The 19,909-nt window shown below is 43.8% G+C and carries 22 protein-coding genes; 16 read left to right on the top strand and 6 right to left on the bottom strand.

Translation table 11 applies throughout. The annotated features are described in order from the left end of the window. Nucleotides 1-55 precede the first annotated feature (55 nt). The 3 genes from KDW99_RS17120 (at nucleotide 56) to KDW99_RS17110 (ending at nucleotide 2,658) form a co-directional block, all read left to right on the top strand. Entirely contained in the window at nucleotides 56-1,129 is a 1,074-nt protein-coding gene (locus KDW99_RS17120; RefSeq protein WP_255826396.1) for a zinc-binding metallopeptidase family protein, read from the top strand. A 119-nt stretch (nucleotides 1,130-1,248) separates the two neighbouring features. Beyond that, a complete protein-coding gene (locus tag KDW99_RS17115) occupies nucleotides 1,249-1,590 on the top strand; it encodes a DUF6172 family protein (RefSeq protein WP_255826394.1) in 342 nt (113 codons plus the stop codon). Between the two features lie 243 nt (nucleotides 1,591-1,833). Next, nucleotides 1,834-2,658, top strand: a complete 825-nt coding sequence (locus tag KDW99_RS17110; protein ID WP_255826392.1) for a DUF2076 domain-containing protein — start codon at nucleotides 1,834-1,836, stop codon at nucleotides 2,656-2,658. A gap of 67 nt (nucleotides 2,659-2,725) precedes the next feature. On the opposite strand, the gene KDW99_RS17105 is transcribed toward KDW99_RS17110, so the two are convergent. Both KDW99_RS17105 and KDW99_RS17100 read right to left on the bottom strand, forming a co-directional pair. Further along, nucleotides 2,726-4,081, bottom strand: a complete 1,356-nt coding sequence (locus KDW99_RS17105; RefSeq protein ID WP_255826390.1) for a multicopper oxidase family protein — start codon at nucleotides 4,079-4,081, stop codon at nucleotides 2,726-2,728. Between the two features lie 107 nt (nucleotides 4,082-4,188). Beyond that, nucleotides 4,189-6,024, bottom strand: a complete 1,836-nt coding sequence (locus KDW99_RS17100; RefSeq protein WP_255826388.1) for an ABC transporter ATP-binding protein — start codon at nucleotides 6,022-6,024, stop codon at nucleotides 4,189-4,191. A gap of 193 nt (nucleotides 6,025-6,217) precedes the next feature. Between KDW99_RS17100 and KDW99_RS17095 the strand changes: the two genes are divergently transcribed. The 6 genes from KDW99_RS17095 (at nucleotide 6,218) to KDW99_RS17070 (ending at nucleotide 11,789) form a co-directional block, all read left to right on the top strand. Then, nucleotides 6,218-7,453 (top strand): cystathionine gamma-synthase family protein, encoded by a 1,236-nt coding sequence (locus KDW99_RS17095; RefSeq protein ID WP_255826386.1) that lies wholly within the window; start codon nucleotides 6,218-6,220, stop codon nucleotides 7,451-7,453. 158 nt (nucleotides 7,454-7,611) lie between these two features. Further along, nucleotides 7,612-8,418, top strand: coding sequence for a transporter substrate-binding domain-containing protein (locus KDW99_RS17090; RefSeq protein WP_255826384.1), 807 nt, complete (start codon nucleotides 7,612-7,614; stop codon nucleotides 8,416-8,418). A 94-nt stretch (nucleotides 8,419-8,512) separates the two neighbouring features. Beyond that, complete coding sequence (locus tag KDW99_RS17085) at nucleotides 8,513-9,457, top strand: amino acid ABC transporter permease (RefSeq protein ID WP_255826382.1); 945 nt, start codon at nucleotides 8,513-8,515, stop codon at nucleotides 9,455-9,457. 1 nt (nucleotide 9,458) lies between these two features. Continuing rightward, entirely contained in the window at nucleotides 9,459-10,196 is a 738-nt protein-coding gene (locus KDW99_RS17080; RefSeq protein WP_255826380.1) for an amino acid ABC transporter ATP-binding protein, read from the top strand. A gap of 329 nt (nucleotides 10,197-10,525) precedes the next feature. Beyond that, the gene (locus KDW99_RS17075; protein ID WP_255826378.1) at nucleotides 10,526-11,431 is read left to right on the top strand and encodes a LysR substrate-binding domain-containing protein; all 906 of its coding nucleotides are present in this window, start codon (nucleotides 10,526-10,528) and stop codon (nucleotides 11,429-11,431) included. 112 nt (nucleotides 11,432-11,543) lie between these two features. After that, a complete protein-coding gene (locus tag KDW99_RS17070; RefSeq protein ID WP_255829309.1) occupies nucleotides 11,544-11,789 on the top strand; it encodes a TIGR03643 family protein in 246 nt (81 codons plus the stop codon). A 46-nt stretch (nucleotides 11,790-11,835) separates the two neighbouring features. On the opposite strand, the gene KDW99_RS20520 is transcribed toward KDW99_RS17070, so the two are convergent. Continuing rightward, the gene (locus tag KDW99_RS20520; RefSeq protein WP_370646836.1) at nucleotides 11,836-12,252 is read right to left on the bottom strand and encodes a YebG family protein; all 417 of its coding nucleotides are present in this window, start codon (nucleotides 12,250-12,252) and stop codon (nucleotides 11,836-11,838) included. 126 nt (nucleotides 12,253-12,378) lie between these two features. Here KDW99_RS20520 and KDW99_RS17060 point away from each other — a divergent pair, with 126 nt between their 5' ends. The 5 genes from KDW99_RS17060 (at nucleotide 12,379) to KDW99_RS17040 (ending at nucleotide 16,420) form a co-directional block, all read left to right on the top strand. Beyond that, entirely contained in the window at nucleotides 12,379-13,254 is an 876-nt protein-coding gene (locus KDW99_RS17060) for a mechanosensitive ion channel family protein (RefSeq protein WP_255826376.1), read from the top strand. Beyond that, the gene (locus KDW99_RS17055) at nucleotides 13,247-13,837 is read left to right on the top strand and encodes a DUF1439 domain-containing protein (RefSeq protein ID WP_255826374.1); all 591 of its coding nucleotides are present in this window, start codon (nucleotides 13,247-13,249) and stop codon (nucleotides 13,835-13,837) included. The genes KDW99_RS17060 and KDW99_RS17055 overlap by 8 nt, the downstream gene beginning before the upstream one ends. Nucleotides 13,838-13,950: 113 nt before the next feature. Continuing rightward, nucleotides 13,951-14,430: an FKBP-type peptidyl-prolyl cis-trans isomerase gene (locus tag KDW99_RS17050; RefSeq protein WP_255826372.1), complete on the top strand. Its 480-nt coding sequence runs from the start codon at nucleotides 13,951-13,953 to the stop codon at nucleotides 14,428-14,430. A 241-nt stretch (nucleotides 14,431-14,671) separates the two neighbouring features. Then, nucleotides 14,672-15,028 carry a hypothetical protein gene (locus tag KDW99_RS17045; RefSeq protein ID WP_255826370.1) on the top strand — a complete coding sequence of 119 codons (357 nt, stop codon included), beginning with the start codon at nucleotides 14,672-14,674 and terminating at the stop codon, nucleotides 15,026-15,028. Nucleotides 15,029-15,043: 15 nt separating this feature from the next. Further along, nucleotides 15,044-16,420, top strand: a complete 1,377-nt coding sequence (locus KDW99_RS17040; protein ID WP_255826368.1) for a class II fumarate hydratase — start codon at nucleotides 15,044-15,046, stop codon at nucleotides 16,418-16,420. Between the two features lie 80 nt (nucleotides 16,421-16,500). On the opposite strand, the gene KDW99_RS17035 is transcribed toward KDW99_RS17040, so the two are convergent. Then, nucleotides 16,501-17,193, bottom strand: coding sequence for an aspartate/glutamate racemase family protein (locus KDW99_RS17035; protein ID WP_255826366.1), 693 nt, complete (start codon nucleotides 17,191-17,193; stop codon nucleotides 16,501-16,503). Between the two features lie 181 nt (nucleotides 17,194-17,374). Between KDW99_RS17035 and KDW99_RS17030 the strand changes: the two genes are divergently transcribed. After that, nucleotides 17,375-18,531, top strand: a protein-coding gene (locus tag KDW99_RS17030) for an IS3 family transposase (RefSeq protein ID WP_370646834.1) whose coding sequence is annotated in 2 segments (ribosomal slippage) — nucleotides 17,375-17,620 and nucleotides 17,623-18,531 — 1,155 coding nt in all. Because the reading frame shifts where the segments join, the coding sequence is not laid out codon by codon here. A gap of 7 nt (nucleotides 18,532-18,538) precedes the next feature. On the opposite strand, the gene KDW99_RS17025 is transcribed toward KDW99_RS17030, so the two are convergent. Further along, nucleotides 18,539-18,994, bottom strand: a complete 456-nt coding sequence (locus KDW99_RS17025; protein WP_255826363.1) for a GNAT family N-acetyltransferase — start codon at nucleotides 18,992-18,994, stop codon at nucleotides 18,539-18,541. Between the two features lie 150 nt (nucleotides 18,995-19,144). Here KDW99_RS17025 and KDW99_RS17020 point away from each other — a divergent pair, with 150 nt between their 5' ends. Continuing rightward, the gene (locus KDW99_RS17020) at nucleotides 19,145-19,609 is read left to right on the top strand and encodes a GNAT family N-acetyltransferase (RefSeq protein WP_255826361.1); all 465 of its coding nucleotides are present in this window, start codon (nucleotides 19,145-19,147) and stop codon (nucleotides 19,607-19,609) included. A 26-nt stretch (nucleotides 19,610-19,635) separates the two neighbouring features. Here KDW99_RS17020 and KDW99_RS17015 read toward each other — a convergent pair whose 3' ends face one another. Continuing rightward, nucleotides 19,636-19,899 (bottom strand): DUF3820 family protein, encoded by a 264-nt coding sequence (locus tag KDW99_RS17015; RefSeq protein ID WP_255826359.1) that lies wholly within the window; start codon nucleotides 19,897-19,899, stop codon nucleotides 19,636-19,638. Nucleotides 19,900-19,909 lie beyond the last annotated feature (10 nt).

Genomic DNA, 19,909 nt, shown 5'->3' with positions numbered 1-19,909 from the left:
AACTATGATCCTAGCAGGACGCAATTATAGACAATTTTTTAATAGCAGGAGTTTTATGAAAATTTTTAGCTGCCAGCAATGCGGACAAACGGTGTTATTCGAAAATACTCACTGTGAGCAATGTTCCTCTTCGTTGGGTTTTTTGCCTGATCAGTTGGTGATTAGTGCGCTAAAATCAGTTGATAATGCTTGGTATGCTATGGCTGACAAATCCATTCCCGCAAAGCGTTGGTATTACTGTGAAAACCATCAGCACCAAGTCTGTAACTGGATGGTGGAAGAAGGCGGCAGTACGTTTTGTATGGCTTGTGAATTGAACCGCCATATTCCGAATTTAGAGAAAATTGAAGAACGTCAGGCATGGCAACAACTGGAGTTTGCTAAGCATCGCTTGGTGTATTCTCTGCTGCGCCTTGGCTTGCCTTTAGTGAGTAAAAAAACAGAACCAGAAGACGGTTTATCGTTTGATTTTATTTCTGAAAATAACGTGGTGCCAGAAGATGTGAGCGCAATGACAGGCCACGCTTCTGGACAGGTGACGATTAATGCCGCAGAAGGCAACTCGGTTGACCGTGAGCAAATGCGCGAAGACATGCAAGAATCCTATAGGACAGTCATTGGTCATTTTCGTCATGAAATTGGCCATTATTATTGGGATTGGTTGGTGTTTGATGATGAGCAGGTTTTGGCTGACTTTCGATCTGTTTTTGGTGATGAAACGGTTAGTTATGCAGATGCATTAGAAGCGCATTACAAAGCGCCCAATCCAGATTGGCAGCAATCCTTTGTGAGTGTGTACGCTTCTTCTCATCCTTGGGAAGATTGGGCAGAAACATGGGCGCATTATCTGCATATTGTCGATACTTTAGAGATGGCAAGCGATTTTGGTTTGAGTCTTCAGCCCGCAGGGGGGAATCGCCAGAACCTCGCAGTGATGGTGAATATCGACCCATATCGACACGATAATTTCGACGATATTCTAACGCAATATGTGCCGTTAACGTTTGCTGTAAACAACTTGAACCGTGGCATGGGACAACCGGATTTGTATCCTTTTGTCTTGGTTCCAGCGGTGCGGGAGAAGTTGGCTTTTATTCATCGTTTGTTGCGATCTTATACGGCAGAATAATTGGCGTAGCAGAGATTTTATCGACTTATTCATGGCGACAAATAAGTCGATCCGTTATCATGCTCGGCAATTTGGAGTATGCAATAACTTCTCCTGACTTTTAATCCTTTAGGATCCCAATGAAAAAGACATTTAAACTATCTCATCCAACCATCAAATACCCACGTTTAATTGAAGCAACAAAGAACGAAGTTAAGAAGTATCTAAAAAGAGAGCGCAATAAAAAATTGCCAGAATACGCTGATTTTTGGGGATTTGATTGCCGCTTTGGTCAAAATGAAGCGCTTGCTGAAGAGATTCATGTCGCTCAAATTAATGAAAAAATTAGCTTTGCTGAAAGCCAAGAATGGACTGAGTTCTATCTTGAAATTCTAGCCGCACCAGCACAACGCACAAAACGTGATGCGACTGATGAGCAAGATGAAGATCTAGAAAACCTAGAAAGCGACGAAGAGCTCTAAGCTCAGCAACTAGGTTACTGACATTAAAAAACGCCAGATCAAGCTCGCTTGATCTGGCGTTTTTTTGTTGTTGTTCTTTAGATAATCCAATTAAGTAAAAATCTCAATCTTCCTCCAAGCCTTGTTTCCTTTTTCCTGACTCTTTAATCACTTGTTCGCGCATTCCCTAGCCTTATCATTAAGAGATTGCAGGCCCCTTTTTTTTCATTTGCCTGCTGACTATTTTTAGTTGGAGACAAGAACATGAGTAACGACGCAAACGGTTTAATTGATAGTTTGTTTGAGCGTATTAATACGGCAGAGAAAAACACTGGTGAGCGAGACAAAGCAGCAGAAGCACAGATTAATAAACATCTCGTGGCGAATCCCGCAGCGCCTTACTACATGGCGCAAACGATTATTATGCAAGAGGCTGCGTTAAAGCAGTTAAATGCTCGTGTTGAAGAACTGGAGCGTAATGTATCAGCTAAGCCTAGTTCTGGCGGTTTCTTATCTGGGCTATTTGGTGGCGAGCAGGCTTCTTCTCAAGGATCTGTTCAACAAGGTTCAGGTTGGGGGAGAGGTAATGGCTCTCAACAAAGCTTTGGTCAATCAAGCAACCAACAGACAAGAGGGCAACAATCAAGGAATCAAGCTGACAGTCAATCGCAAAGTGTTGGTCGAGGTCGTTCCGGTGCTGGTAGCTTTTTAGGTGGCGCCTTGCAAACCGCTGCTGGTGTGGCTGGTGGTATGGTGGTTGGTAATATGTTGATGAACATGTTTAGCCATCACTCCGAAGCAGACATGGCCAATGTTATTAACGAAACACCTGCGGCTTCTGATATTGGACCTGCATCAGATGCTGGGCAGGACAGCTTTGCCGATAGCGGTAGCGCAGACCAAAGTGGATTCGGTCAGGCAGGTTTTGATCAATCAAGTGATGGTTTAGATCCTAACCGAGGCTTTGGGCAGGCCGGATTCGACCAAGCCAATATGGATCAAAGCGATATTGATTCAGGCGGCTTTGATCAAGGAGGGTTCGACGATATGGGCGGCTTTGATGATTTTGGTAGCGATGACTTTATTTAGTTATGAGTACTGATTAATAAATACCAGATCAACTTTTGTCTAATTGATCTGGTATTTATTGTCTGTTTTACGTCACTTCAACAAAGCTCATAAAGCCTGTCTTTAAGTGTTCGATGATATGGCAGTGATACATCCAACGCCCCGGATTATCGGCTACTAGGGCAGCAAGTACGGTTTCATTCTGACCCAGCAAGACGGTATCCGAATGGAATGGTGTAATGGCTTTTTTGTTCGATTTCAAAACCGTGAAAGTATGACCGTGGATATGAATCGGATGGTGATATTGGGTCAAATTCGACAGCTCGAAAATATAGGTTTTACCACGCTCTAATGTGGCAAGAGGATCTGGAATATGGCCTTTTGACATGCCTTCCCAAGAACGGCGATTCATCGTCCAGAAGTTGTAGCTCACCTTGCCATCTTTCTCTATCGGCGTGATGTTGGCGTTCCATTCAAACGCAAATTTAATGGTTTCCGCGTTCTCTAAATCTAGCGCAGGGATGGGGTTGAGTGGCAACTTAGGTAAACCGCGGTCTTTAAGTTGGCTCGCCACGGCTTTGATGGTCACCATTGGCTTGTTCTTGTGTTTAAAGGTGACAGTTTCTCCGACCTTGCTCGGAGCTATTACGCCAAGATCAAGGCGCATCCCCGGTGCGGCCATGTGATTGGTTAACGCTGTGGGCTCTGCAATTGGGTTGCCATCAATAGCAAGGATCTGAGCGGCTGGATCGGTTGAATTTATTTGGTACATCACTGTGTTATCGACGTTTAACAAGCGTACTCGAATCGCTCCGCCAGCAGGGACTTCATAAGTTGGATGGATTTCACCATTGATGGTCATGACGCGACCGGGTGTTCCCATGCGAAAGGCATTCTGTGGCGTCGTCAAAGCGGTAAAAGAACCATCGTCTTTGATGTGCCAGTTCTTCATACAAAGCACCAGATCTTCATCAAAGTCTGGCTTCTCAGCTTCATCTACGATCAATGCGCCAACCAAGCCTTTGCCAAGCTGTTCGACGCTGTTCATGTGTGGGTGATACCAGAAAGAGCCAGCATCGGGTGGCGTGAACTCATAGTCGAAGGTTTCGCCGGGCATGATAGGCGGTTGGCTTAAAAACGGCACGCCGTCCATGGCAATCGGGATTCTCATGCCATGCCAATGGATTGTCGTCGGCTCGTTTAACTTGTTGATCACACGAATACGTACGGGCTGATGCTGCTTAGCGCGAATCACAGGTGCCGGATAACCGCCATTAAAGCAAAGTGCTGGCGTGCTGCCGCCAGATACGATATTCACATCGGCCGCTTCGACGATTAATTCATAGTCGAAACCAGCAGAAGGCGTAGCGGCAAGAACGACTCTCGGCAGTGAACTGCTCATGGCGACTAAAAGGCTAGATTTTATAAAGTTACGTCGGTTCAAAACGGCTGTTCCTGTGAGTTATTCTCGTAAACTTCGCCAAAGAGCGAATTTGATGAGACAAAGCATAACAAAAAAGCCGACTTCATAGGTTGGCCTTGATCAGACTTTTAGCGATATCCCTGCGCCTGCAAGGTAAATAAATGGGCGTATTGACCTTGTTGCGCTAATAATGAATCGTGGGTGCCGCGTTCTTTAATTTGCCCATGTTCCATGACAATGATCTCGTGCGCGAGACGCACAGTGGAGAAACGATGTGAAATCAGAATCGCCATTTTGTCTTTGGTATGTTCTTGGAAATGCTGGAAAATATTGGCTTCGGCCTGAGCATCCATTGCCGCTGTCGGTTCGTCTAACACCAAAATATCGGCGTCTTCGCGCATGAAAGCGCGTGCCAAAGCGATTTTTTGCCATTGCCCACCAGACAATTCTTGTCCGCCACGGAACCAGCGGCCAAGTTGGGTTTGGTAACCTTGTTCCAGCTCATCAATAAAGTCGGTGGCCTTGCCAAGTTCGGCCGCTTTTTTCCAGCCGGTTTGATCGTTAAATCTGTCGTTGTCGCCAGCGCCGATGTTTTCACCAACAATAAATTGATAGCGCACAAAGTCTTGGAATATCACCCCAACACGTTTTAGTAGTGCGCTTTCTTCCCATTCCAGCAAATCCAAGCCGTCTAGCAAAATGCGCCCTTGTGTTGGGTTATACAGTCGCGTTAATAGTTTGATTAGTGTGGTTTTACCTGAACCATTTTCACCGACAATCGCGAGGCTGTGGCCGGGGCGAATGTGTAAGTTGATATTGGCAAGTGCGGGTTTTTCATTGCCTGGATATTGGAAAGAGACGTTTTCAAAACGAATACCATCGTTTGGAATGGGTCCTTTCGTAAGACCAGAAGTCGAAAGCGGTGTTTCTTGTTCTAGGTATTCGTAGAGGTTGGATAGGTATAAATTGTCTTCGTACATGCCACTAATAGAAGTAAGTGATGCGGAAACAGAGCTTTGACCTTGTTTGAATAACAGTAAATACATGGTCATTTGACCCAAAGTAATCGCGCCAATAATGGTGTCACTGACGATCCAGCCATAGGCGCCATAAAACACCAAGGTACTTATCACGCCAAGGGCGAAGCCCCAGCTTTCACGGCGCAAAATCAGTCGCTTACTTTCTCTGAATAGCTTGATGAATATTTCGGTGTAGCGTTGCAAAAAGCGGTCGCCCAGTTGGTACAGACGAACTTCTTTGATGTTGTCTTCCCGAGCGAGCAAGGTTTCTAAATAGTTTTGCTGGCGCACTTCGGGGGAGCGCCAACGAAACATCAAAAAGGCATCGCCAGAAAATTTAGCCTCGGCGATAAAAGAAGGCAAAGCCCCACAAATTAATAACGCCAGAGCCCACGGTGAAAAATGCCACAGCAAGACTGCAAAACTGGATAACGTAATGGCATTTTGCAGCAGGGCAAAGGTTTTATTCACCAGAGCAAGCGGGCGGCTGGAGGCCTCACGGCGAGCACGAACTAATTTGTCGTAAAATTCTGAATCTTCAAAATGCGAGAGTGTTAGGCTTTGGGCTTTCTCTAAGATCAGTAAGTTGACTTTTTGACCTAATAAACCTTGTAAAATGGCCTGCTGAGCGGTTAATGCGCGTTGCGCGGCAGCAATGACCAAAACCAAAATGCCTTCCAATAACACGTAGCTTAGAGCAGTTTGATAATGCAAGACTTGGTCTTGTTTGTAGCTTTCCATAGCGGCAACAACCGCATCCACGATCAACTGTCCCACATACGCCATGGCGGCTGGCGTGACACCGGCAACTAGAGTTGCCATGGCCAAGCCGATGGTTAACGCTGGGGAAGTTTTCCAGACCAAATCAATGGCGCGACGGCTGTAGCGAAACACGCCAAGCATATTTTTATCGACAGTATTATTTGGCGAAGCGGCAGGTTTCATTAAAGGCCTTAAACGTTATGAAATACATGTAGAGGAACGAATAGTATAAGTCATTCTGCTGACGTTTTATCCATTAAAAAAACCGACCCTTAGTGCTTGATAAGATGATTTCTCGCGTTTTCCTCATTTGGCTATAGTGGAATCTGATTGAGTCTGTAATGGCTGTTTAGTTGTTGAGCGTGAGAGATGTGTAATGAGTAATAAAGTGGCGAAGCCTACCTTTGATCAGGCGGGAAGTGGAACGCGTTCGGTGTGGAGCGGCGAACAAGTTGAGCATCCATATCGTGCGACGCAAACTCCGATTGTTGCGAGTGCCGCTTATGGCTACCAAGATATTGATGAATGGTACGACGTTGCTTTGGGTGCTGCCCCCGGTTTTATTTATAGCCGCATGAGCAATCCAACCGTAGAAACATTAGAAGCAAAAATTTGCGGTTTAGAAAATGCCGAGTCGGCGGTGGCCTTTAGTACGGGCATGGCGGCGATCAGCGGTGTGCTGTATACCTTTTTATCGAATGGCTGCCGCGTGGTATCGACGAAAGACAGCTATGGCGGCACCAATAAAGTTTTTGAAGAGTTTTTACCGCGCATGGGTGTGAGCGTGACGCTTTGTGAAACGCACAGCCACGAGCAAATAGAAGCCGAAATCGCTAAAGGTTGCGATGTCTTGTATTTGGAAACGCCAACTAACCCGACGTTGAAAGTTGTTGATGTAAAGCGCCTTGTGGCGGCGGCTAAAAAAGTAGGCGCCTTGGTGATTGCAGATAACACTTTTGCGACGCCAATGAATCAAAGTCCTTTGGCGTTAGGTGTCGATATTGTAGTACATAGTGCAACCAAGTTTTTGAGTGGTCACGCCGATGCCATGGGCGGTTTGGTCTGTGGTTCGGAAAAATTAATGACTAAAGTTCGTCATTATCGAGAAATTAATGGTGCGTCGTTGGACCCGTTTTCTGCCTATTTGATTATTCGTGGCATGAAAACCTTGGCACTGCGAATGCGTCAGCAACAAAGCAGCGCACAAGCGATTGCAGAATACTTATTAACGGAAACTCTGGTGGAAGCGGTGAATTACCCTGGGTTGGTCAGTCATCCGAATCATGCTATTGCCTGTGAGCAAATGCGAGGCTTTGGGGCGATTGTGAGTTTTGTCCTGGTTGGTGGCATGGATACAGTGAAGGTGTTATTGCCGCAATTACAGTACGCGCATTGTGCGGGTAATTTGGGGGCAGTAGAAACTATTTATGGGCCAGCCAGAACCACGAGTCATGTTGAAAACACGTTAGAAGAGCGTTTGGCTTTGGGAATTTCAGAAGGTTTAGTGCGGATATCTGTGGGGATTGAAGACACTGAAGACTTAATTGCGGACTTACAGCAGGCGTTTGAACAAGTTAGGGCACTTACTTCATTAGAAACAGAGTTGGCTTAACTTTGAGCAAAATGAAAAATACGATGGAATACATTAACGTTTCAATAGGACTGTTAGTGTCAACTCCTGTATTATGCGCCGCTAGAAAATGGCGTTAGGGTCATGCATTTAAAACAAATTAGGGTTTGTTTTTTTACATAAACTGGGGACATATAAGAATGAAAAAAATATTTATAACAGCATTGGCTCTATGTGGCGCAACACTAGCATCAGCTTCAGATAATGATTTGTGGGAAAAGTCGACTTTAAATCAAGTGCTTAACCGTGGCGAGTTACGTGTTTGTGCAGAAGCGGGTTACATGCCGTTTGATATGCGCGATAAAAAAGGCGACATCGTTGGTTTTGACGTTGATATCGCGAAAACCATGGCCAAAGCGATGGGTGTAAAGCTAGATATTCGTAACACAGCATGGGATGGCATTATCCCTGCGTTGTTAACTGATAAGTGCGATATCATCATTTCTGGCATGACGATCACGCCAGAGCGCAACTTGAAAGTGAACTTTACTGACCCCTACATTGTGGTTGGTCAAACGATTCTTTTGAGCCCTAAGCTAAAAGGTAAAATCACCAATTATCGTGATTTGAACGATGCTAAATACACGGTAGCGACTAAATTGGGTGCGACATCTGATTACGCTGTAAAACGATACATGAGCAGAGCCAAGTTGAACCTGTTTGAAACAGAGTCAGAAGCGGCTCTAGAAGTGGTAAATGGTAATGCCGATGCTTTCGTTTATGATTTGCCATATAACGCGATTTACGCGTCACAAAGTGAAGGTAAGGTTGTGCATTTAGACGAGTCCTTCACTTATGAGCCTCTAGGTTTTGCAATTCGTAAAGGTGATCCGGATTTCATGAATTTCTTGAACAACTACCTTGCGCAAATTAAAGGTGATGGTACTTACGATAAAATCTATCAAAAATGGTTTGCTAGTAATTCTTGGTTAAGTAACGTTCAGTAAGATTCATATCAATAAAAAGTGGCGCAGTTTAGCGCCACTTTTTATTTCTTTGATTTATTTTCTGTGAGTAAAAAAACGACGGGGCTCCTCATCGATGGAAAAACAACCTCATTTGCTTTTGTGGAAAGCGGTCTTTGTTCTAATCATTATAGGGCTCGGCTTTGGCATTTATGTTGGCAGCAAAAGTATTGATTACACTTGGCGCTGGGAACGTATTCCGCAGTACATAATCAACACCGAAGCGACAACGGTTCGATCTCCTTTTGATGGTTCCGCAACGATCGAAAAGGGAAAGTTGGTTGTTACTTCCGATTACGGTGATGATCCGTTAGTGATCAAGAAGTTTGATAATTTGTTGGTTAGTAATGGTGATTTGGTATTTGAAGGCGATCCTGTCGCTGAAGTAGAAAACTGGAATATTGGTCCTCTCACGTGGGGGCTAGTAATGACATTACAATTATCTGTGGTGTCTTTGGTCTTTGCTGTGATTATCGGATTGTTTGCGGGGTTAGCTCGAATATCGACCAATCCTGCGTTGCGTTATTTGTCCGTGACTTACATTGAGCTGATTCGTGGCACTCCCTTGTTAGTACAGATTTTTATCTTCTACTTTTTTATCGGCACGGTATTGGATCTAGATCGTTTTACCGCGGGTGTGGCGGCCTTGTCTGTGTTTACTGGCGCCTATATCGCTGAAATTGTACGTTCAGGTATTCAGTCCATTAGCCCAGGTCAAATGGAAGCGGCGCGCAGTTTAGGAATGAATTACGTTCAGGCTATGGTTAATGTGATTTTGCCGCAGGCGTTTAAGCGTACTCTACCGCCAATGGCCGGACAGTTTATTAACCTGATTAAAGACTCGTCTTTGGTGTCGGTTATTTCCATCACAGATTTAACCAAGGCTGGCCGCGAAGTGGTGAGTTCTACGTTCGCACCATTTGAAGTATGGTTTGCGGTTGCACTGATGTACTTGGTGTTAACCGGTACTTTGTCTTGGGTTATTCAGCGACTTGAAAAGAGGTTATCTGCCAGTGACTAATATGACCGATAAGAGCATCATTCAAGCTCGTAATATTGATAAGATTTATCCGAACGGTTGCCATGCTTTAAAGAATGTCTCTCTCGATATTAATCGTGGAGAAGTGGTGGTGATCATTGGGCCAAGTGGCTCAGGTAAATCGACATTTTTACGCACCTTGAATCAGCTAGAGACCATTTCTGATGGCACAATTCATATTGATGAAGTGAGCCTGACGGATCGCAAAACCAATATTAATAAAGTGCGCGAAGAAGTGGGCATGGTGTTTCAGTCTTTTAATCTGTTTCCGCACAAAACGGCGCTGGGGAATGTGTCTTTGTCACCGATTAAGGTGAAGAAAAAGCCTCGTGCTGTCGCTGAGCAGGAAGGCCGTGAGTTGCTTAAAAAAGTAGGGTTAGCTGAACGCATGAATAACTACCCATCGCACTTGTCTGGTGGTCAGCAGCAGCGCGTAGCAATCGCGCGAGCGTTAGCTATGCATCCTAAGATTATGTTGTTTGATGAACCAACCAGTGCCCTTGACCCAGAAATGGTGGGGGAAGTGCTGGACGTTATGAAAAGCCTTGCTGGTGACGGTATGACTATGGTGGTGGTGACCCATGAAATGGGCTTTGCTCGTGAAGTGGCTGACCGCGTGGTGTTCATGGAGGACGGTGAGTTAGTTTTCGAAGAAAGCCCTGAGCGTTTCTTTAGTTCTGAAAATCCACGCCTACAGCGTTTCCTTGGGCAAGTCCTCTAGGGAAGGTGCGAACAAGTCCTCTTGTCTCAGCATGTGGATAAAAGCCTGTTTTTCGAGGCGAGTGCCGAATGGGAATAGTGGTTCTATTTTCGAGGTGCTCAACAAAGAATACAGGCTTTTAGAGCATGCCCTGCGGGTCTTTCAGAGAAAACGCCACATGTTGTTGCGACTCTTTGAAAGGTACCTACATTCCTTCAGAGTCGCGCCTTATTTGACGATTTCTCTGAAAGACTGAGTCTTAGTAGACTTATTCGCACCTTCCCTAGTATTGATGACAAATCTTGGCCACAATTGTTGGTCAAGATTCTCTCCTTTTTTGGGTATTCATCATGAGTAAGAAATCCCTTCCTCCATTAAATTGGCTGCATACCTTTGAGGTATCGGCTCGATGTCTTAATTTCACGCATGCAGCGGAAGAGTTATGCTTGACCCAAGGGGCAGTAAGTCAGCAGATTCGTTTGTTAGAAAGTCATTTGGGTGTGTCATTATTTAAACGTCTGCCACGTGGTTTGAGTCTAACTGAAGAAGGGCGTTCTTACTTTCCTGTGGTAAAAGATGCGATTTCTCGTTTGACAGTTGGCACGAACGAGATCTTTACTCAGCACGATAAACAAACAATCAAAGTGTGTGGCAGTTTGTCGTTCTTTTCTCACTGGTTAGCGCCCAAACTTGCGGATTTTAGTGCCGCTTATCCCCATTACGATATTCGCTACGTGAGTAACATTTGGGTTCAAGCACTAGACGATGAAGACGATATGGAAATTCGCTGGGGACATGGTGAATGGCCTGGGCTAATCTCGCAACGACTGACTTGGGATAATTTGGTTCCGGTATGTTCTCCTGAATTGATGGAAAAATCGCCTTTGTTGGAACCTGAGGATTTGGTGAATCATGCGCTTTTGCATGTTATTGGCTACGAAGAAGGTTGGGGTTATTGGCTGAATATCATGGGCGTGGATAATGTCGATTCGTCCGTCGGGATGCAATTCGATACGCTTGTTTCGACTTTGCGCATGGCGGAACTTGGACAAGGTGTGGCGTTGGCTCGTTCTTCTATGGTGGAGGGTATGTTGAACGAAGGCAAACTGGTCGCTCCGTTTGGCCAGCCGTTTAGAAAAGATATTGAAGCCAGCGAATCGTTTTATTTAGTGCGTCGATCTGGGACGGAATTACATGGCGCAGCGATGGTGTTTTTTGATTGGTTAGTAAGGCAGGCTGGTAATTCTCCGCGATAAATAATTGCAGCCAAAAATAGTTGATCCGTTGACTTCATCCCTTCGTATAACGCTCATCATGTTTATTACTTAAGGAATGATTTTGTCTACAGACTATATTTTGGCTCCAGACATGTCACGAATTATCGAAATGGCTTGGGAAGATCGTACGCCATTTGAAGCCATTCAAACACTTTATGGGCTTTCTGAGCCGGATGTTATTTTATTAATGCGAAGTAATCTTAAATCTAAAGCCTTTAGAAACTGGCGGGCTAGGGTGTCAGGGCGCGCGAGTAAGTATTCGGCATTGCGCAATCCCGATATTTCTCGCGGCTATTGCAAAACCCAGTATAAAATTCGTGCTAATAAAGGGCGTTAGACATTTAAACCTTTGTTAGCTTTGTAATAGTGAAAGTGATGCTCTGTTACGCAGCATCACTTTCACGGTAGTTTGTTAACTCATCATCAAAGGAAAGGGTGCTTTCTTCGTCATACACCACATCTTCATCAGGCTCTATGACTAAGTCTTCAAGCGACTTTTTAGGAGTGTCTTCCGCTAGGTCAAGCTGTGTACTGGATGACTTATTTGTTTTTTTTGTTTTCTGAGGGCTTTTCTTTTTATTGCTAAAAATGTCCAAAATAGAGTCTTTGCTTTGTGCAAGGTACATGGAAAGTGCTTCTTTTTGGCCATGGTCTCCTGCTAGTTCACTTTGATCTAGGATTTCATACAGCGCTTCGGCAGTATCCAACAGTTTGTCGTACGCATCGGCTTCTGCTTTCGAAGTAAACGTCATTTTTTCAATTCCATCGCGTTCTACAACATATTTAATAATTACAGGCATAATCCACCTCGTGAAAAATAATACTGTATAAATATACAGTTATTTTTCATCTCTTGTCTAGCGCTTTTGTTTGTTGATCCTAACAATGATTGTTAAAGTAGCGGGCTTAATAAAGGAAACACTTTTATGTCTGTTGATTTTTCCCAATTAGATTTTTCCATTCTGATGGATCATGTTGAGATTGTTTTAACAGTCGCTTGGATTTTATTGTCTTACATTGTTCGACGTTACACCAAGCGTGCTATTCGACTTCATCAAAAGATTGAACACGATAAAAAACGCCAAAGAATTAATACTGTCGACAACATATTTAATTTGTTTTTAGTTGTCGGTCTGGTTCTTATTTGGTCATCTGAACTTCAGAATATTGCCATCTCAATTGCTGCTTTCATGGTGGCATTGGTTATCGCAACAAAAGAATTTATTGCTTGTATCGTTGGGGCTTTTTATCGTGCCAGTACAAGACCGTATCAGGTTGGGGACTGGATACGCATTGCCAATTATGAAGGGGAAGTAACCGACAGTGATTGGCTCTCGACGACATTATTTGAAGTCGATTTGAAAGGCGGCAGTTACACATATACTGGTCGCACTACAGTGGTTCCTAATAGTGTTTTACTACTGCATACCGTACAAAACTTGAATTACATGCGTCGATACGTGACGCATACTTTCTCAATTTCTCGTGCTACTGACGATGTGAATTTATTTTTAATTAAAGAGCATATCCTCAATAATATTCGTGAATACAGTGAGCATTTTCATGAGGTGGCCATTCGTTATAACAGTCTTATTGAGAAACGTTTGGACATAAAAATATCGGGCCCCGAGCCCAGAGTTCGAATCACGACCACGATTGAAGGGTTTAATATTTTTACTGTCTCACTATTTTGCCCAACCGATGAAGCGGTCGAAATAGAGCAAAAAGTCACAGAAGATTTTATGCGGTTTTGGTATGAAAAGCGTGACTTGAGTGTGATGAAAGGAGAGCGGAATGAGTAAATACATTCGAGCCTTTACGACATTTTTATTGGTATCCATTTCTGTGTTTTTAGCGGGTTGTAACAGTTTTCGTGTCAGCGAAGATGATGTGAATAAGGAAGTGGCTAAGCAATTGGCAGAGCCGCAACAGAACCAAATTCAGCTAACTGTAGACAGTAATACACTCAACTTGGATCTTGTGGTCACATCGGCACATATTGATTTTACCGAGCGCGATGGCGGTTTAGTGCTGGTTGATTTGATTAGTAAAATGACAGGTACCTTGACTGCATTTGGTCAAGAATTTTCACTCACAACGAGAGTGAATCCTTCTTTTGAATCCGGTGTGCGGATTGAAGAAGACCGTCTATATTTGGTGGCGCCAAAAATCACTAAAATTGAGGTGGAAGGTTCAAGCTTTAATGACAAAATGCTGCGATCCACTTTAGGGTCTTTGCATGATGATTTTGAAAAAGCCTTAGTGCAGTATTTCGATGAACATCCCGTTTATGTGCTGGACCATTCTCCTTTTGAGAAAACCGCAGCTTCATTGGTGAAAGACATCATTATTAAAGAAGATTTCTTAGAGCTTTCTATCTTTTAGATGAAGGTGGGTCTAGGTAAGTTTCGATAGAGTCACTATAATGCTCGGATACAGTAGAACCAGACAAAATAAGCGCTAGCGCTCAATTATTGAATTAAAAATGAGGAAACAGCATGTCGATTGCAGACAATCAAGTCGTTCAATTCCACTATACTTTGCGTCATGGCGAAGAGTTGATCGAAACTTCGGCGGGTAAAGATCCAGCGGCGTATTTGCATGGTCACGGTAATGTTATTCCAGGGCTTGAAAAAGCCATGGAAGGAAAAGAAGTTGGTGACGAGTTTGAAGTCACTGTTGCTTGTGCTGATGCTTACGGCGAACGCCATGAAGATCGTCAGCAACAAATGCCAGTAAAACATTTACAAGGTGCGAAACGTTGGAAAGCCGGCATGGTGGCTATGGTACAAACTGATAAAGGCATGCGTCAGGTGACGATTGTTAAAGTTGGCCTGAAGCACGCTACTGTTGATTTGAACCACCCATTGTCTGGTAAAGATCTAACTTTCAACATTCAGATCGTAGACTCTCGTGAAGCGACGAATGACGAAATTGCGCATGGCCATGCTCACGGTGTTGGTGGTCATCATCACTAAGAACAAGACTTTTTAAGAATCAAGAGAGTAACTTCCTTGAAGCCCCTGTTATGGACGACATAGCAGGGGCTTTTGTGTTTCTGGTACCTTCTAGTGATTGATTTTGATCAACTAAGCGCAGCAAATACTGAAAATTAATAAGAATCGTTATCATCAACTTGACAGATCAGACCTTTCTGCACATTATTGATAATAGTTATCATTTATATTTTGTGTGTAGGAATCTACAGAGGGCGAATCAATGAGTCATTATTTAGTACCATTTTCAGTACTCGAGCAAACCATTCAGGGCGGGCAGTGTGCAGATTCCCCAGAAGTGCTCTATCATTATTTGAACCTAACAGAAGAGTACGCTGAGCGTTTGAGTATTACCGATGCCACTTTACTGCATCAGAGGGTATTTAATGTTTTGCTGGATACGGTTTGTGATAGCAGCATTGCGCCTCACTGGCGTCAGACCTGTTTAGATAAAGTGTATTTGCCCTTGTCGAATCTTAAGCACCTAATTGTAACGTATCAAGATGCTAAGAATTACTTCAAGATGGAGCACAGTTTACGAATATTGAGCCATTACTTTATTTCTTCTTTCGAGCAATAAGGACATCATTTACCAATGAAAATGCGTATTGAAAAAGACAGCATGGGCGAATTAGAGGTCCCAAAAAAAGCACTCTATGGTGCCCAAACACAAAGAGCCATTAATAACTTTCCAATTAGCGATGAGCCATTGCCGGAAGCCTTCATTCGTTCACTTATCTTAATCAAAGCTGCAGCGGCACGCGCCAATGAATCTCTTGAATGCCTAACGCCAGAAATGTCGAAAGCGATTCAAAGTGCCTGTGATGAGCTGTTAGACAGCGACAATCTTATGCAGCATTTTCCTGTGGATGTTTTTCAAACGGGCTCTGGCACCAGCTCAAACATGAATGCCAATGAGGTGATTGCGACATTAGCGAGCACTCATCACGGTTCAGCAGTGAATCCCAATGACCATGTAAATTATGGCCAGAGCAGCAACGATGTCATTCCGAGCGCCATCCATGTGAGCGCAACGTTAGAATTAACTGGTCACCTGTTGCCTGCTTTGACCCATTTGAAAGAGACGATTCTTGAGAAAGGCACTGCGCTGGCTGAGTACACTAAAACAGGCCGCACGCATTTAATGGATGCCATGCCTGTGCGCTTGGATCAAACATTTCATGCGTGGGCCGCACAGCTACAAGACAATATTGATAATTTAACCTATCTTGAAGCTAAGACAACCAAGCTTGCCCAAGGCGGAACGGCTGTCGGGACGGGGATTAATGCTCATCCAGAATTTGCTGAACTATTTGCTAAAGAGTTGTCTTATTTAACAAACGTGACTTTTAGCAAAGGCGACAATTTTTTTGCTCTGATAGGATCCCAAGATACAGCGGTTGCTTTATCCGGCCAGCTAAAGGCGGTTGCTGTGACTTACATGAAAATTGCTAATGACCTGCGCTGGATGAATTCTGGCCCATTGGCGGGATTAGGTGAGATTTCTCTACAAGCCTTGCAACCAGGTTCTTCCATTATGCCTGGTAAAGTAAATCCCGTGATTCCAGAAGCAACAGCTATGGTCGCGGCCCAGGTGATAGGTAATGACGCAGCTATTACTATTGGCGGTCAATCAGGTAATTTTGAACTGAATGTTATGCTGCCAATGATTGCTAAGAACTTATTAAACAGCATCAAACTATTGGCAAACAGCGGGCAGCTATTGGCAGATAACGCCATCGCCACGCTAACGGTCAATGAGGATAAATTGAATGAAGCATTGCATCGTAATCCTATTTTGGTGACTGCGCTAAACCCAATTATAGGTTATGGAAAAGCAGCGGAAATCGCGAAAAAAGCCTATAAAGAGGGGCGGCCAGTGGTGGATGTTGCAGAAGAAGAAACAGAGTTAAGCCGAGACGAATTGCTCTCCTTACTCGATCCTGCCAAGTTAACTCATGGTGGGCTGTAGTTTCTTTATTTGGTTGTTCCCTTTCCAAATATAGAAAACCCGAGCCAGCGTTCGCGCTGGCTTTTTTTATGCTTAATTATTTATTCTAATGCCTTATCTACAGCGGCTTTAGCATGAATGTATGTGGTGTCAAACAAAGGCACAGCGACGTGTTCTTGCTTTAGTAATAAAGTGATTTCCGTGCAGCCTTCGATAACAGCTTGTGCCCCGCTGGCTTGTAAGCGATTTACAATATCGATATAGATCTGTCTTGATTCAGGAAGAATTTTCCCAAGGCATAACTCTTCGTAAATAATTCTATGTATCTCGTCCCTGTCTTGCTTCGATGGAGTAATAACCTCTAAGCCATATTGATCCTCTAGACGCTTAATATAGAAGTCTTCTTCCATCGAATAGCGTGTACCAATAAAGCCTACTTTTTGATGCTTCTGCTTCACAAGCTCCTTGGCTGTTGCATCGGCAATATGCAGCAAAGGGGCGTGTATTGCACTTTGAACAACGTCCGCTACCTTGTGCATAGTGTTGGTAGCAATAAGAATGAAATCTGCCTGAGCTTGCTCTAATCGCTTGGCTTCTAGAGCGAGTATTTCGCCTAACTGTAACCAATCGCCTTGATGTTGTAAGCGCTCAATTTCCGCAAAATCGACACTGGATAAAACAATCTTGGCGGAATGTAATCCGCCAAGGCGCTGTTTGGTTAACTCGTTGATGGTTTTGTAATATAAGGCGGAAGATTCCCAACTCATGCCACCAATAATGCCGATCGTTTTCATGCCCGTCTCCTTCGCTCTTCATCGTGAATACTAAAAGTTTAGCGGGCTTATTTAACAGCTGTAATGTACAGATGGAGAAAATAAACCATGGAACTGTAATGGCTTATTCGATTAAAGTGAATCGCCACTAATTAGCTAGACACCTTTTAGTTAGATAAAATGATCTAATTGAGAGGTATTTATGAGCAAAACACGTTACCCAGAACAATTCAAAATTGAAGCGGTTAAGCAAGTGACTGAAGCAGGCTTTAGTGTTGCTGAAGTCGCTAATCGCTTAGGCACCACCACTCACAGTTTATACGCTTGGATTAAACGATATGGCCCTGAGGCAGAATCGTTTGCAGAGGCTTCTGCTGAGTCGAGCGAGATCCTTCGTCTTCGGAAAGAACTCAAGCGAGTGACGGAAGAGCGCGACCTGTTAAAAAAAGCCGCGGCGTACTTCGCAAGCCACCCAGACTAAGATACGCCTTTATCAGGGACCACTGTGCCGATTTTTCAGTAAGGCGACTGTGTAATCTCTTCGATGTTCATCCCAGTGGCTATTACGTTTGGTTGAAAGAGCCAAAATCAAAACTTGCTAAGGAAAATGAACAGCTAACAGGTCTTGTTAAACAACTTTGGCTGGAATCGGGTTGTGTCTACGGTTATCGAAAGATCTATCAAGACCTGAGATCCTTGATGAATCTTGTGGTATTAAATCGAGTGCATTATCTGATGCGAAGAGCAGGCCTTAAGGCTCAGGTGGGTTACCGAAAGCCTAGAGCTCGGTCAGGAGAAACACATACAATAGCCAACAATGTGCTTGAAAGACAGTTTAATCCAGAAAGCCCGAATACAGCGTGGGTTACAGATATCACCTATATCCGAACTCACGAAGGCTGGCTATATTTATCTGTCGTGCTTGATCTCTATTCCCGTCGAATAATAGGCTGGAGCATGGGACCAAGAATGGTGAAGGAACTTGTTCTTGATGCACTGATGATGGCTGTGTGGAGAAGAAAATCAAAGCAAAGGGTAATAATCCATTCAGACCAAGGCAGTCAGTTTACGAGCTATGAGTGGCATAGATTTTTGGACGATCACAATTTACAAGCCAGCATGAGTCGACGTGGGAACTGTCATGATAATGCTGTTGCTGAAAGCTTTTTCCAGCTTTTAAAGAGAGAGCGAGTGAAGCGAAAGATTTACTCGACAAGGGGCGAAGCCAAACAAGACATTTTTAATTATATAGAAATGTTTTATAACCCTGTCAGACGCCATAGCGCTAATGATATGTTGTCACCTGTTGAGTATGAGAAACTGTTCGAAAAGATGACTGAGAAGTGTCTACTGAACTAGTGGCGATTCAAAGCGCTCTGGTCATAAATACGCTGTAAGGGTCCAGTTTGTAATCGGAGAAGGGGCCGCATTCACTAAAGTCATGCTTGGCGTAAAGCTTTCTAGCTGGCTCGAAAAAGTCTTGTGACCCGGTTTCTAGGCTGATTTTATTGAGTCCTTTTTGCTTGGCTGTATCGAGAATATGACGTAGTAGGGTAGAGGCAACGCCCTTGTTGCGAGCGGCGCTAGTAGTACGCATGGATTTAATTTCACCGTGAGTGCCATCTAGTGTTTTAAGTGCACCACAGCCGAGTAATTGGCTGTCTTCCCAAACGGTCCAAAAGGTAATGTTTGGTTTTTTTAGTCCTTCTAGATCTAATGCAAAAACGCATTCTGGTGGAGATGTGGCAAACATATCTTCAAGGTGATCTGTGAGTATTTGTTTGACTTCTGGGGCAGATAGATCGTCGATTCTTATGTCCATTTAGTGTATTTTCCTTGTCATAATGTTGATGTAGTAAGTGTGGAATTAAGCAAAATTTATACCTTAATTTATTACTCTGGTGAGAGAAAGCAAAGGTGTATACTCAGATTCAAACAGACTTAAAATTAAGGAAAATGCATAAGGTGTAATATGACAGATCGAGTGAGTTTACGACCTGCCAATATGAAAGACGCTGAAAAACTTTTTATATGGCGCAATGATCCAGAAACCCGTCACGCGTCTCATAACACCGATGAAGTCGTGTTGGAATCACATTATACATGGTTAAAAGCATCCTTGAGCAATCCTGAGAAAAGGCTTTTGTGGATAGCTGAAGTAGATGGAATCGCGGTTGGGTCTTGTCGAGCGGACCGTTTGGGAAATGCGTGGGAGCTATCATGGACCATTGCACCGGAAGCGCGCGGAAAAGGCTTGGCCCATCAAATGTTGTCTAAATTGGTGCGCTACTTTGATGAGCCCCTGTTGGCGGAAGTTAAAGCAGATAACATTGCTTCTATCAAAGTGGCAGAAGGTTCTGGATTCGTTCTAAAGAGAAACGGAAATAAAGACGGCAATACATTAATTTATAGCCGAAAGCCTAATGAAAAATCTTAGAAAATGTAGGATTGGAAAGTAGGCGTTTAATCATCAAAGCGAATGCGAACCTTAGGTTCGTCTGGCTTTTTCTCGGTCGGTTTACGCAAGGGATCGACCAGTTTTTCCAAACCATTAATTTTGATTTCCAGCGCGAGCTGCAACCATTGCCCTAAATTACCATTCGGCCAACCTTCGTGGGCAAACCATAGTAAATAGGCTTCTGGCAGATCGATCAACACACGGCCTTGGTATTTACCAAATGGCATAGTTTGACGAGCAACTTGAATGAGATCTTCTTGTGAAAACATGGGCTTCGCT

It is taken from the genome of Marinomonas rhizomae, assembly GCF_024397855.1.
Classification (GTDB): domain Bacteria; phylum Pseudomonadota; class Gammaproteobacteria; order Pseudomonadales; family Marinomonadaceae; genus Marinomonas; species Marinomonas rhizomae_A.
The sequence above is the reverse complement of the archived record's forward strand: the minus strand, read 5'-3'. Positions and strand labels throughout refer to the sequence as shown.